The organism is Actinoplanes sp. NPDC051346 (assembly GCF_040682215.1).
Lineage (GTDB): Bacteria > Actinomycetota > Actinomycetes > Mycobacteriales > Micromonosporaceae > Actinoplanes.
Map to the genome: position 1 here is coordinate 249,178 of NZ_JBFBAJ010000006.1, position 14,682 is coordinate 263,859.

Here is a 14,682-nt window from a genome sequence, read left to right on the forward strand (position 1 = left end):
CTCCCCACTGGGAGAAACGGCCCGGCGCGCTGCGCAGAGCCGTCCGGGCCCTGGCGCCTCCTCAGCGGGAGACGACGACGGTTCCCGGGGAGGAACGCGGCGACCAGGCCAGTCCTGATCTTCTTCGGGTCCCACGGGTCAAGAGCGGGACCAATCGGCCGGCGGTCTACTTCAAGGGCATCGTCGACGCGCCGGCCGGCCGGGATCTCCTCGGTCGTACGTCGATGGTCGAGACCTTGAGTGAGCTCCTGCTGGAGGGTGAGCTGTCGGTCGGAGCCGCGCCGCACTCCGGTCCTCAGGTGATCACCATCGACGGGCCGTGGGGATCAGGGAAGACGACCGTGATGCACCTGGTCAAACAGAGGCTGGACAGCGAGGCCGGCGCGTGGGAGCGGCGGGAGCGCCGGTCGCTGCCGATCGGCGGACGGGTGGCCGAGCTGTGGCACGCGCGGCGCGTCACGCCGGCGGGGATCCTGCTGACCATGTGGCTCGGGCGACGGCACACTTCGGTCAGGGACCGGGCGGCCGGGCACTCTCACTCCGCGCGTACGCGAGCCGCTCCGGCCCGCAAGCCTCCCGTCACCACGATCCTGGAGCCTTGGGCGCACCAGACGAGCGAGCAGTTCTGGGCGGCGCTCGCCAAGGCGGTGAACCAGGCGGCGGTGCCGGCGACGTTTCACTACCGGAACGCCCAGCGCAGGTTCTGGTTCCGCCGGAACGCGGAACGTCTCGACGCCACGTCTCTTCGCCGTGCACTGTGGCGATCTTTGATGTCCCCGCTGTTACGGGTCGCCGTCATAGCTCTGGCCATTCCCGTGGCGGTGCAGTTCCTGCGGGAGGACGACGCCTGGACCGGGTACGGCCAGTCGGCGGACGTGTGGGCGATCGCCGTGCCGGCGGTGCTGATCGGCCTCGGCGTTCTGCATACGGCGGCACGGTTCCTCTTCGGGAAGGCGAGTCGCTTCCTGCCGGAGGAGATCTTCGTGAGTCCCGTACTGAGCGGGGCACTGAGTGCCTCCTCACCGGACCCGAACCTCCGTGACCCGCTGCACCATTCGCAGTCAGGAAGTCTGTATCTGGTGCAGCATGACGTGCGAACGGTCCTCGATACCCTGTGCACCACCGGGCGGGAACTGGTCATCTTCGTCGATGATCTCGACAGGTGCGGGCCTCAGGTCGCGATGGAGGCGCTGCAGGCCCTCAACCTGTTCCTGTCCGGCACCCTGCGCGGATGCCGCGTGGTGATCGGCCTCGATCAGGAGATCGTGGCATCGCAGATCGAGGAGTTCTACCGTCACGTCGAGTCCGCGCGGTCGTCGACGCCGACGGACGACCCGAGCCCGGGGTGGAGCTTCCTTCGCAAACTCTCGCACCTTCCGGTGGTGCTGCCCGCCGTGGGAGAGAGCACGCTCGACATGTTCCTTACCGAGATGCTGGGTGAGGTCGAGGCGGATGTCGAGAAGCCCATCCTCCGCGAGGTGACGACCGTGCTGAGCCCCGGCGTGACCCGCCGCCACGCCGAGCTGACCGCGCGCCTGGACCCGGTCCCTGCGGTGCCGTCGCAGCAGATGAGGTCCGCGCCCGCGGAGCGCCGGGCAGCCTCGGCGAGAGCCGTTCGTCAGATGCCGAAGGCGCTGCCCATACCGGATCTGCACCTCTACACGCTGGAGCGGCATCCGGAGGTGCGAGCCCTGATGCGGCAGCGGATCGGTGCCAGGGAGGAACTGTCCGGCCGGGAGATCAAGCGTCTCATCAACACCTGGACCTTCTATGGCCGGATCCTGCTGCGGAAGATGCCGACGATGACCCTGGAGGGAGCCATCCGGTCGTCGAAGGCGTTGGTGATCCTGGCCGAGATGCTGACCCGGTGGCCGGCGCTGGCAAGGCCACTGACCGCCATCAGCAACGGCGAGCTCGGGATCGTGACGCTCAGCAGGAACTGTGGGGACTACGTCAGCTGGCATCGCGCGCTGGCGACGAGCAGGCTCGACCGTGCTTGCCACACCAAGGCGTTGAAGTCGCTGCGTGAGGTACTGCTCGAGTGTGATCGGGACGAGCTTGAGGCCGTCGCGATCCGTCTCTTCCATCCCCGTCCGGGTTGACGTGTCGTTGAACTGATCAACGGGGCCGCGCGTACTGCAGACGTGCGTACCGATGTGCCCGCCACCGAACTGGCCGCTTACCGCGTCCTCGAGAGGTCACACACCCATGATGAGCAGTCCTGCCCTGTCCTCTGTCGTCCTGCGCCGCGGCCTGCTCGCCGGCGCCGCCGTCACCGCCACCCTGGTCCTGTCCGGCTGTGGCGGTGACGGTAAGTCCTCCGGTTCGGGCATGAACCACGGCGGCATGAGCGCGACGAGCAACGCCCCGGCGAGCGCTTCGGCCGGCGCGGCCGTGTCCAACGACGCGGACGTGACGTTCGCCCAGGCGATGATCGAGCACCACCGGCAGGCGATCGAGATGGCCGCGATGGCCGACGGTCGCGCCGCCGACGCCGAGGTCAAGGACCTGGCGACCAAGATCCGGGCGGCCCAGCAGCCGGAGATCGACACCATGACCCAGTGGTTGACCGCCTGGGGCAAGCCCGCCGCCATGCCCAGCATGGGTGGCCACGGCACCGATCACAGCTCGATGCCCGGCATGATGTCCGAGAAGGACATGGCTAAGCTGATGGACGCCAAGGGAGCGGCCTTCGACAAGCAGTTCCTCACCATGATGATCGCCCACCACGAGGGCGCCATCGAGATGGGCCAGCAGCAAGCGGCGCAGGGGTCGAATGCCGATGCCAAGGCTCTCGCCCAGAAGATCGTCACGGATCAGCAGGCGGAGATCGCTACGATGAAGAAGGTCCTCGAGCGGCTCTGAGGGGGCACGCGCGGACGACCCCGGATTCGACTTCTCAGCCAGCTCCCAGCCTGAGCGCTCTTCCGGACGGGCTCGGCATATGGCAGGTTTGGGGCGGCAGGGCAGTCAGCACGCAGGGGGACCCAAACATGGCAGATAATCCGCTGACTCCTGCGAGCTCTCCACGCCGGGAGCACGCGTCGTGAGACGTCGCGTTATGGCGCCGGTTGCCGTGGCCGCCGCCCTCGCCGCCGGATCGCTGATCTCGCCCGCCGCCCATGCCGCCGGGCCGACAACTTCCGCAATACCGGCGATCGCGAGAGCGGCGATCGCATCCGCGCCATGCCAACCCGACGGCGTGTCGCCGGCTGACCAAGCGATCGCGGATCGCCTGCGGCCGTTCATGAACGGGCCACGGCTCGGTCCATCCGTGACCGGTTACAACATCTCCTGCGCCCGAGCCATCGTGAGCAACGTCCGGGCCCGCGGGCTGCCCCAGCGGGCGGCGGTGATCGCCATGACCACGGCGATCGCCGAAAGCACCCTGCACAACCACAGCGTCGCCGTCGATCACGACAGCCTCGGACTCTTCCAGCAGCGTCCCTCGCAGGGCTGGGGCCAGCCGGGCCAGCTCGTCGATCCGCGTTATTCCACCCACGCCTTCCTCAACTCGATGATCCGAAAGCACCCGGCCGGCGGTTGGCTGGCCGGCGACATCGGACAGATCTGCCAGCGGGTGCAGGGCTCCGCCTATCCGCTGGCGTACGCGCCGGAGGCGCACGACGCGCACCTGATCGTGACGGAGCTGTGGCTACCCAGCCTCGCGACTGCGGTCGCCCCGAAATCGAAGGCCCCGGCGAAGAAACCGATCGGGCCCTTCCAGCGCTCACTGATGACCGCCGGGACAGGTCAAGGCCTGACCGACGCCCGACACGACATGTCGGTGGCCGACTGGAACGGCGACCGCCGCCCCGATCTGGTGGTGGTGCAGCGCTCCGGCACGGGCAGCGGTCGGACCGAGCTGTTCATCCTGGACGGGACGTCGACGATCCCGAACGTGGCCTCGAGCTTCCAGTACCTCTTGCTGCACACTGCCACCGCCCTCGGACCCACCGACGAACGCCACGCGTTCTCCATGGCGGATTGGAACGGTGACGGTCGGCTGGACCTGGCGGTCGTCCAGAAATCAGGCACGGCCAGCGGCCTGACGGAGCTGCGGGTGATCGACGGAGCGTCCGGCTATCAGCGCTACCTGCTCGAAACCACCACCCTGCTCGGCTCCACCGACCAGCACCAGTCGTTCTCGATGGCGGACTGGAACGGCGACGGCCGCCTTGATCTGGTGGCGGTGCGGAAGTCGGGCACGGCGAGCGGCAAGACCGAGGTACGGGTCCTGGACGGCGCGTCGAGCTTCCAGCGCTATCTGCTCGAAGCTGTCTCCGCGCTGGGCGCGACGGATGACCGTCACGATCTGTCGGTCGCGGACTGGAACGGCGACGGCCGCCTTGATCTGGTGGCGGTGCAGAAGTCGGACACGGCAAGCCGCAAGACCGAGGTACGGGTCCTGGACGGCGCGTCGAGCTTCCGACGCGACCTGCTGAAGGCCGTCACCGCGCTGGGCGCGACGGATGACCGTCACGATCTGTCGGTCGCGGACTGGAACGGCGACGGCCGTCTCGACCTGCTCGCGGTGCAGAAGTCCGGCACGGCCAGCGGCCGGACCGAGGCACGCGTCCTCGCCGGATAGCGACCGCGAGCGGAGACCCGGTGTCCTCATCGGGCAGGTCGCACTCGTAGAGCGCGGTCGGCTTGTCCATCTTCGACGCGGGCCGGCCCAAGGTCCATCCCGGAGGAACTCCATCCTGGAAGCGGGCGCCAGCCGGGTTTAGGGCAGTTTCCATGAAATGCCCGGATCTTGAATAGATGCAGGTCAGTAGAATGTAGTTCAATACGGGCGGTGCGGGCATTCAGCAGTGTCGCTGATCCAGCACTGTCGAAGCCTTGCGGGCCCGATGGGCCCTTGCTACTGTCCTCCGTGAGTTAACGGGGGGAACAAATGCGTTTATATTCTGGGGGAACTCCAGTTTTATTGTTAATAATGAATCGTATCTTTCTCGGGCCTTCGTACTGGGCGTGAAGCTCGTCCGTCTGGGCGTTGGGCTTGAACCAGTTGGACGACTGTGCCGCCCCCGGTTCCGTGGTCAACGTTGGTGAACGCCGACGGTGCACTTGCGACCGTGCCGTGCGCGGACTAGAGGCACTCGTCAATTAAGAAAATCGCTATCGCCGGGTGAGCTGTTGCGTTTACGCTGCCCGGCCATAACTTGGACGTTCCGTTTTATATGGGTTAGGGTGAGGTCAGTGTCAAATCCGCTTGACGACGTGGATGGCCAATTCTTGGTGGTCGTCAATGACGAGGGACAGCATTCCATCTGGCCCGATTTCGCTGCCGTCCCCGCCGGCTGGACCGTTGTGCACGGCGCCGACACGCGTTCCGGGTGCCTCGATTACGTGAATGTGAACTGGTCGGACATGCGACCCAGGAGCCTCGTCGCGCACCTGGAGGGCGGCCGATGAACACGGGCAGCACACCGGAGAAGCTCCTGACCTCGACGGACCGGATCGAGGCGATGTCACCGGCGAAGCGGGCCCTGCTGGCGAAGCGGCTCGCCGGTCGCAAGGCCGCCGCCGGCGACACGATCGTTCCGGTTTCCCGCGACGGCGAGTTGCCGCTCTCCGCCGCTCAGCGCCGACTGTGGTTCATGGACCAGCTCGACCCGGGCAGCTTCGTCTTCAACGTGCCGACCGCCCTGCGGCTGACCGGCTCCCTCGACATCGATCGGCTCGCCGACGCGCTGAACCGGCTGATCGAAAGGCACGAGGCCCTCCGCACGGTGTTTCCCGCGGTGGACGACCAGCCGGTCCAGCGCATCCTGCCCGACGCGGCGGTGGAGCTGACCCCGGTTCCGGTGGACGCCGATCGGCTGAACGCCGCGCTCGCCGCCGAGTCACAGCGCCCCTTCGGGCTCGCGACGGGCCCCCTCGTACGCGGAAAGCTGTTCCGCCTCGCCGACGACGACCACGTCCTGCTGCTGACGATCCACCACAGTGTCTGCGACGGTTGGTCGGTCACCATCCTCATCGACGAGCTGCTCGACCTGTACGGCACCGGCGCCGAGCCGGCACCGCTCACCCTCCAGTACGCGGACTTCGCCGCCTGGGAGGCCCGTCCCGAGCGGGCCGCCGAGCTGGCCGCCGACGTGGACTTCTGGCGCACCACCCTGAGTGACTCGCCACCGGTGATCGAGCTGCCGTTCGACCGGCCGCGACCGGCCCAGCTGACGTTCCGTGGCGAGCGGCACCGCTTCCAACTGCCGGCCGGCATCTGGCCGGCGGTCCGCGACATCGCCCGGACCGAGCGGGCCACCCCGTTCATGGTGCTGCTCGCCGGCTTCACCGCGCTGCTGAGCCGCTATTCCGGTCAGGACGAGGTCTCGGTCATCACGCCGGTCGCCAACCGGCCCCGGCTCGAGCTGGAGTCCATGGTCGGCTTCTTCGTCAACTCGGTGGTTCTGCGGCTGGACACCGCCGGTTCGCCCACCTTCCGCGAGCTGATCGGGCGGGTCCGGGAGGTGGCGCAGTCGGGCCTGACGCACGGCGGCGCGCCGTTCGACCAGGTGGTCGAGGCCGTCGACCCGGAGCGCAGCCTCGGCCACACCCCGCTCGCCCAGGTGATGTTCGCCCTTGTCGAGGACCCGGCGCTGACTGTCGAGCGGGACGGCCTGCGGATCACCGCGGTGGACCACCACCTGCCCATCTCGAAGTACGACCTCACCCTCGAGCTGTGGCCGGGCGAGGACGACTCGTTGCACGGCATCTTCGAGTATTCGACCGACCTGTTCGACCGCGCGACCGTCGAGCGCACGGTCGTCCACCTGGGCCGGTTGCTGGCCCAGCTGAGCACCGCCGCCGACGCCCCGGTGGGTGCGGCCGCGCTGCTCTCCGAGGACGAACTGCGCGCGGACGCCGAGTGGAACCGGACCGTTGACGCCTCGCTTGCCGACGTCAGGGCGATCGAGCTTTTCGAGCAGCAGGTTTCGCGTACGCCGGATGACCCCGCCCTGATCGACGGGGAGACGGTCGTCTCGTTCGCCGAGCTCGATCGGCGGGCCGACCGCCTGGCCGCCCGGTTGCGGCGAGCCGGCGTGGGCCCGGAGACCCGGGTCGGCCTGTTCCTGGAGCGCGGCGCCGACCTGGTGGCCGCCGTGCTGGCGACGCTGAAGGTGGGCGGCGCCTATGTTCCCCTCGACGTGCGGGAGCCGGCCGAGCGGGTCGCGTTCATGCTGACCGACGCCGACGTCCGGGTCGTGCTGACCGGCGAGCGGCACGCGGACCGGGTGCCGGCGAGTGCCGCCCTGGTGCTGCGGGCCGACGAGGACGGCGACGACGCCGGGTCGTACACGCGGGAACGCCCGCACCCGGAGAGCATCTGCTATCTGATCTACACCTCCGGCTCCACCGGGCGGCCCAAGGGCGTCGCGGTCACCCACCGCGGGCTGGGCAACTATCTGGGCTGGGCGCTTCGCGCCTACCGGGTGGCCGACGTCGGCGGGGCGCCGCTGGTCTCGCCGCTGCGATTCGACCTGTCCGTCACCACGCTGTTCCTCCCGCTGCTCGCCGGCCACCCAGTCACGCTCGTCGCCGAGGGCGACGAGCTGTCGACGCTGGCCGACACGCTCGGGCGCGACGTCGGCCACGGCCTGATGAAGCTCACTCCGGCCCACCTCGAGGCGCTCGACAAGTCGATCCCACCGACCACTGTGCGGGCCGACGGCTATCTGGTCGTCGGCGGCGAGTCGCTGCACGGCGGCACCGCCGCCGCCTGGCGCCGACGCGTGCCGGGCTTGCGGATCGTCAACGAATACGGTCCGACCGAGGCCGTCGTCGGCTGCTGTGTGTACGAGGTCGGCGACGGCACCGACCTGAGCGCCACCGTGCCGATCGGTCGGCCGATCGCCAACACCCGGCTGTACGTGCTCGACCGCACCCTCTCGCCGGTGCCGCGCGGCACGATCGGCGAGCTCTACGTGGCCGGCGCCGGGGTCGCCCGCGGCTATTGGAACCGGCCCGACCTGACCGCCGAACGGTTCCTGCCCGACCCGTTCGCGCGAGAGCCCGGCAGCCGGATGTACCGCACCGGCGATCTGGCCCGGCTGCGCGCCGACGGCGAACTGGAGTGCCTCGGCCGCGTCGACACCCAGGTCAAGGTGCGCGGATACCGGGTCGAGCTGGAGGAGATCGAGGCCGCGCTGACCCGCCTGTCCGCCGTCCGCGAAGCGGTGGTGCTGCTCTGCGACGCCAGCCTGGTCGGCTACGTCACCGCCGCCGGCGCAGCCGTCAGGGAATCCGAGCTGCGCGACGCCCTACGCCGGGAACTGCCGGACTACATGGTTCCCGACCACATCGTGGTGCTCGACGAACTCCCGCTGACCGGCAGCGGCAAAGTGGACCGTAAGGCCCTGCCGCTGCCCAGCACGGTCGGCGCCGCGGCCGCGATCGACCCGCCGGCCACGCCCCTGGAGCAGGCCGTCGCCACGGTCTGGTCCGAGGTGCTGGACCTGCCGCTCGAAGCGATCGGTCGGCAGTCGGGCTTCCTCGAGCTCGGCGGCCACTCGCTGCTCGCGGTGCAGGCCATGGCACGGCTGCGCAAGGCTCTCGAGATCGAGCTGCCGCTGGCGGTCTTCCTCGAGGCCAAGTCGTTGGCCGACCTGAGCGAGCGGATCGCCGAGCTGGGCGGCAAGGCGCCCCGCCCCGGCCTGACGGTCGTGCCGCGTACCGGCGACGCGCCCCTGTCGTACGCCCAGGGACGGCTGTATTTCCTCAACCGGCTCGCCGAGGACAGCGCCTTCTACAACGTCCCGATCGCGCTGCGTTTCACCGGTGAGCTGGACGTCGCGGCGATGCGGGCCGCGGTCGGCGCGCTCTGGGCGCGGCACGAGGGGCTGCGAGCCTACTTCCCGGCCCCCGACGGCGACCCGCTGCAGCGCATCCTGCCCGCCGACGAGTTCCCCTTCACCGAGCTGGACCTGACCGCGGAGGACGACCCGCACGAGCGCCTGGCGACGGTCGCCGCCGAGGAGGCGGTCCGGCCCTTCGACCTTTCCACCGGGCCGCTGCTGCGCGCCACTCTGGTGCGCTCCGCGCCGACCGAGCACGTGCTGCTGCTGACGTTGCACCACGCCGTCTCGGACGGCTGGTCGCTGTCCATCGTGCTCGAGGACCTGATGGCCCTCTACCGGTCGGTCGAGCTGCCCGAGCTCGAGTTCGGCTACGTCGACTACACCCACTGGCAGCGGTCCTGGCTGACCGGCGACGAGGTGGACGCGCAGCTGGCCTACTGGAAGCAGCAGCTGGCCGACCTGCCCACCCTGCAGCTGCCGACCGACCGGCCTCGTCCGGCCGTGCAGACCTTCCGGGGCGACCGGCACGAGGTGCAATGGTCGGCCGAGCTCTCCACGGCGGTCACCGAGCTGGCCCGCCGCCGGAACGTCTCGCTGTTCATGCTGCTGCTGGCCGGGTTCGACGTGCTCATGGCCCAGCTCAGCGGCCAGCGGGACATCGTGGTCGGCACACCGAGCGCCAACCGCCCCAGCACCGAGCTGGAGCACCTGGTGGGCTTCTTCGCCAACACCCTGGCGCTGCGCGTCGACCTCTCCGGCGACCCGACCTTCACGGAGCTGCTCCAGCGGGTGCGGGAGACGGCCCACGGCGCGTACGCCCATCAGGACGTCCCGTTCGAGATGGTCGTCGACGCGGTCGCACCGGTGCGCGACCTGAGCCACACGCCGCTGTTCCAGGTGCGCTTCGCCCTGCAGAACCTGGCGCGCGAACTGCCCGACCCCGGGCCCGGGCTGGTGCTCGACGAGATCGAGGCCGACCAGGTGACCGCCCGGTTCGACCTGCTCGTCGACCTGTGGGAGACCGAGTCGGGCCTGGCCGGGCACGCCGAATACAGCACCGACCTGTTCGACGCGGCCACGGTGGCCCGGCTCATGGAGCGGTTCGAGGCGCTGCTCGGGCGGTTGGTGGCCCAACCGGACGCGCCGGTGTTCGGCGACGACATGCTGTTGCCGGGCGAGCTCGACTCGCTGGCCACCCTCGGCCTGGGCGCGGCGCTGCCGGCCGGGGCCGACGAGCTCACGTTCCCGCGGCACTTCGCCGAGCAGGCGGCGCGGCGCGGCGACGAGATCGCGGTGGCCTGCGGCGACAACTGGCTGACCTATGGCGAGCTGCGCAACCGCTCCGGCCGGCTGGCCCGGGTGCTCGCCGCCCGACAGGTCCGCCCGGGTGTACGGGTCGGGTTGTATCTCGACCGCGGCATCGACCTGGTGACCGCGATCCTGGCCGTGCTCGAGGCCGGCGGGGCCTATGTGCCCTTCGACCCGGCCTATCCGCCGGACCGGCTGGCGGCGATGGCCGCCCAGGCCGAACCGACTCTGGTGATCACGTCGGCCGCACTGGCCGCGAGCGTCCCGGCCGGATCCGGCGAGCCGCTGCTGATCGAGCGGGCCGGCCTGACGCGGGAGGTCGCCGAACCGGTGGCGGCGGGGCCGGACGACCCGGCGTACGTCGTCTTCACCTCCGGCAGCCAGGGCATGCCCAAGGGTGTGGTGGTCGATCACCGCAGCCTGGCCGCCTATCTGCACGCGCTGCCGGCCGTGCTGGAGCTGCCCGCCGAGCCGGTGTACCTGCACACCGCCTCGTTCGCGTTCTCCTCGTCGGTACGCCAGCTGGCCGTCCCGCTCGCCCTCGGCGGCCGGGTCGTCATCGCCACCCGTGAGCAGCTCGCGGCGCCGGACGACCTGTTCGCCCATGCCGCCGTCCACGAGGTGCAGGTGCTCGACCTCGTGCCCTCCTATCTGCGGGTGGCCCAGCCGGCGCTGGCCCGCGCCGACGGATGGCGCCCCGAGGTGATCCTCACCGCCAGCGAGCCGCTGCTCTATGACCTGCCCGAGACGATCCGGGCCGCGGGCGACGCCCCGCGCCTGGTCAACATGTACGGCCAGACCGAGACCACCGGCATCGTCGCGGTGACCGAGGTTCCGGCCGAACGTCTCGGCCGCGGCACCGTGGTGCCGCTGGGCCGGGCGATCCCCGGCGCACAGCTGTCGGTGGTGGACGAGCGTCTGCGCCCCGTGCCGCCGGGTCAGCCCGGCGAGATCATCGTGGCCGGCTCGGGAGTCGCCCGCGGCTACCTGGGCGACCCGGAGCTGACCGCGGAGCGCTTCGGTGCCCGCGGGTACCGCACCGGCGACCGCGGCCGCTTCCTGCCGAGCGGCGAGCTGGAGTTCCTGGGGCGGATCGGGGAGCAGGTCAAGATCCGTGGGCATCGGGTCGAGCCGGGCGACGTGGCCGCCGCGGTGGCCGCGATCGACGAGGTCGCCGAGAGCTTCGTCGACGTCGCCGAGGACGGACCCGACCAGCGGCGCCTGATCGCGTACGTGGCCCCGCGCCCGGGTGCGGCGGTCTCCGAAGCGGCGCTGCGCTCGGTTCTGCAGGAGCGGCTGCCCGGCTACATGGTGCCCGCGGTGGTGCTTGTCGACTCACTGCCCCACCTGCCCAACGGCAAGATCGACCGGGTGGCGCTGCGGGCGCCGGCGGCCGCGCCGAAGCCGGTGGAACAGCCGGCTCCGCGGCCGAGAATCGTCGAGAAGGCGGTCGACGAGGCGGTCGCCGAACGACTCGCCGGAATCTGGCGCGACGTCCTGCGGGTCGACGTGGTCGGGCGCGACGACGACTTCTTCACGCTCGGCGGCGACTCGCTCCACCTGATCCGGGTGGTCGACCGGGCCCGCAAGGCGGGCATCACGATCACGCCGGCCCAGTTCATCGCGAACCCGACGATCACCGGGCTGGCCACGGTCGCCACCTCGGTGCCGACTGTGGTCGAGCAGCCGGCCGACGAGGGTGCCATCCCGCCCGTACCGTCGAACCTGGCGTTCGAGGAGCGGGACTTCGCGGACAAGGAGGACTACACCCACGTCTTCATGTTCGACGCGATGCGGCAGCTCGATCCCAAGCTGCTGGAGCTGGCCCTGGCGGCCGTCCTCGACTACCACGAGTCGCTGCGGATCAGCTTCCCGCGGGAGAACGGCCGGCACCGCACGCACGTCGCCAAGAGCTTCGACCGCACGCCGTTCACCAGCGTCAACCTGTCGGCGCTGCCGCCGGCGGCGCAGGAGGTCGCGTTCAACCGGCTCGACAAGACCCTGCACGCCAAGCTCGACTTCGAACGCGGGCCGCTGCTGCACTTCGGGCTCGTCCGCTTCGGCGCCGACCGGCCGGACCGGCTGATCGCCATCGTCCACCACCAGCTCATGGACAACAGTTCGTGGGACGTGCTGATGGAGGACTTCCAGGACGCGTACGCCGCTCTGGAGGCCGGCCGCCACCCGCGACTGACGCCGACCACCTCGTCGTTCGCCCAGTGGGCGCGCAACCTCGACCGGCTCGCCCGCTCGAACCAGCTCGACGAGGACATCGCCTACTGGACAGCGCTGGCCCGCCGGCCGCTGCCGCGGTGGCCGCTCGACCACGAGGGCGGCGAGGACTGCATGTCCTCGGAGGAGACGGCGACGGTCAGCCTGGACGTCGACGAGACCGCGCGGCTGAGGCGGCTGCTGCCGCGCGACTACGGTCTCACGGTCAACGACGGCATCCTCGCCGCCGTCCTGCGGGGCTTCGCCGACTGGAGCGGCCAGCGATCGATCCTGGTCGACCTGGTCGCCCGGGGCCGCGAGCTCGGTGGCGACGACCTCGACCTCTCCCGGGCCATCGGACGGTTCTCGATGACCTCGCCGCGGCTCGTCGAGCTGCCGGACGAGGACGGCCCCCAGGCGCTGCTGCGCTCGGTCGCCGCCCAGCTGAAGGCGGTTCCCCGGCGCGGTCTCGCCTTCGGCCTGCTGCGCTACGTCGGCGCCCGGCCAGACGTCGCGGCCGCACTGGCCCCGCTCGGCAAGCCGCCGATCCTGCTCAACAACTGGGGCGAGTTCGAGCACGAGCCCGAGGAGTCGCCGCTGCTCGGCCCGCCGCTGGACGACCCGTGGCCGATGCCGAAGCTCACCCGCATGCATCAGCTGCAGGTGCAGGGACAGTTCGCCGACGGCTGCCTGTCGCTGCAGTTCAAGTTCAGCCGCAACCTCAACGACCCGGAGAGCATCCAGCGCTTCGCGGACCGGTCGTTGCACGCCCTTCGCTCCTTTATCTCCGCCGAGAAGTCCTGAGATGGCCGACGACACGACAAGGACGCACCCCGCCATGAACGACGTGAAGGAATCCCGCCTCTTTCCGGCCCAGGACCGGGTGGCCCTGTTCGAGGCCACCGCGCCCGGCCTCGACCCGGTGGCGTGGGCCGAGAACAACGCCGACAGGATGACCGCGGCCACGATCGCGGCCGGCGCGAGCCTGCTGCGCGGCTTCGACGTGCCCGACGACACGGTGTTCGCCAGGTTCGTGCGGGTGTTCGGCGAGGAGATGGCCGAGTACACCTATCGCTCGACGCCGCGCAGCAAGGTCGGCGACGTCTACACCTCGACCGAATACCCGGCCACCGAGATCATCCCGCAGCACAACGAGATGGCCTACACCAGCGTGTGGCCGCGCTGGCTCTGGTTCTACTCCAACATCGCGGCCCGCAGCGGCGGCGAGACGCCACTGGCCGACAGCCACGCGGTCTACCAGCGCATCCCGGCCGACGTGCGGGAACGCTTCGAGCGCCACGGCGTGCGCTACGTCCGCAACTACCGGCCCGGCCTCGGCGTCTCGTGGCAGGAGACGTTCCAGGGCATGGACCGTGAGGCGGTGGAGCAGTTCTGCGCCGAGCGCGGCATCGTCTACGAGTGGCTGCCGGACGGCTCGCTGCGCACCAGCGAGACGTGCCAGGCGATCACCACGCACCCCGACACCGGCAAGGTCGTCTGGATGAACCAGGCACACCTGTTCCACGTCTCCAGCCTCAACGAGGCCACCCGGGAGGCGCTGATGGAGCTGATGGCCGAGGAGGACCTGCCGCGCAACGCCTACCTGGGTGACGGCAGCCGGATCGACGATGCCGACCTCGCCGCTATCCGGGCCGCCTACGACGCCGAGCTGCTCAAGTTTCCGTGGCAGCCGGGCGACCTGCTGATGGTCGACAACCTGGCGATGTCGCACGGCCGGTCCACCTTCGAGGGGCCGCGCAAGCTGCTCGTGGCGATGACCGGCTCGGTGGGGAGCCACTGATGGCCGGGGACGCCGACAAGATCGCCTTCCTGCGGCAGCACGGCACCGGCGAGCTGGCGCACTCCGACGCGTCCCTGCTCGACCATCTGTGCGGGGTGCGTGACCTACTCGCGTCGTGGGGATGCGGGACCGCGCTGTGCGATGCGGGGCTCTTCCATTCCGTGTACGGGACGGAGATCTTCCCGACCGGCGCGGTGCCGCCCGAGCTGCGCCCGGCCGTACGGGAGCTGATCGGTGACGAGGCCGAGACCCTGGCCTACCTGTTCGGCGCCGTGACCCGGACGAGCCTGTTCGACGCGGCCTTCGACGGCGCGCCGTTCCTGCTCGAGTCGCGCGACGGCGAATATCTGGCGGTCACCGACGAGCAGTATTCCGGCCTCGCGGCGCTGACCGTGGCGAACTGGCTGGAGCAGCGTCCTCGCTTCCCCGAGGCGAGCCAGTTCAACCGCGCCCGCGAGTTCGACGCGATGCGCGCCTACCTGCCGGCGACCGTCCGGGCCGCTCTGGAGCAGGCGTACCAATTCACCCCGCTCGCCGAACCGGCGAACTGACACCGGA

At 70.2% G+C, this 14,682-nt stretch carries 7 protein-coding genes; all 7 read left to right on the plus strand.

Features of this window, described 5'->3' with window-relative positions:
• Positions 1-50: 50 nt before the first annotated feature.
• The 7 genes from AB0M36_RS17360 to AB0M36_RS17390 all read left to right on the plus strand — a co-directional run bounded on the left by AB0M36_RS17360 (position 51) and on the right by AB0M36_RS17390 (position 14,675).
• Entirely contained in the window at positions 51-2,102 is a 2,052-nt protein-coding gene (locus AB0M36_RS17360) for a P-loop NTPase fold protein (protein ID WP_364158786.1), read from the plus strand.
• A 106-nt stretch (positions 2,103-2,208) separates the two neighbouring features.
• Positions 2,209-2,865, plus strand: coding sequence for a DUF305 domain-containing protein (locus tag AB0M36_RS17365; RefSeq protein WP_364158294.1), 657 nt, complete (start codon positions 2,209-2,211; stop codon positions 2,863-2,865).
• Positions 2,866-3,274: 409 nt separating this feature from the next.
• Positions 3,275-4,591 (plus strand): VCBS repeat-containing protein, encoded by a 1,317-nt coding sequence (locus AB0M36_RS17370; RefSeq protein WP_364158297.1) that lies wholly within the window; start codon positions 3,275-3,277, stop codon positions 4,589-4,591.
• 614 nt (positions 4,592-5,205) lie between these two features.
• Positions 5,206-5,421 (plus strand): MbtH family protein, encoded by a 216-nt coding sequence (locus AB0M36_RS17375; RefSeq protein ID WP_364158300.1) that lies wholly within the window; start codon positions 5,206-5,208, stop codon positions 5,419-5,421.
• Positions 5,418-13,127, plus strand: a complete 7,710-nt coding sequence (locus AB0M36_RS17380; protein ID WP_364158303.1) for an amino acid adenylation domain-containing protein — start codon at positions 5,418-5,420, stop codon at positions 13,125-13,127. Before AB0M36_RS17375 ends, AB0M36_RS17380 begins: the two co-directional genes overlap by 4 nt.
• Positions 13,128-13,161: 34 nt before the next feature.
• The gene (locus AB0M36_RS17385) at positions 13,162-14,124 is read left to right on the plus strand and encodes a TauD/TfdA family dioxygenase (protein WP_364158306.1); all 963 of its coding nucleotides are present in this window, start codon (positions 13,162-13,164) and stop codon (positions 14,122-14,124) included.
• Positions 14,124-14,675 carry a DUF6817 domain-containing protein gene (locus tag AB0M36_RS17390; protein ID WP_364158309.1) on the plus strand — a complete coding sequence of 184 codons (552 nt, stop codon included), beginning with the start codon at positions 14,124-14,126 and terminating at the stop codon, positions 14,673-14,675. The genes AB0M36_RS17385 and AB0M36_RS17390 overlap by 1 nt, the downstream gene beginning before the upstream one ends.
• Positions 14,676-14,682 lie beyond the last annotated feature (7 nt).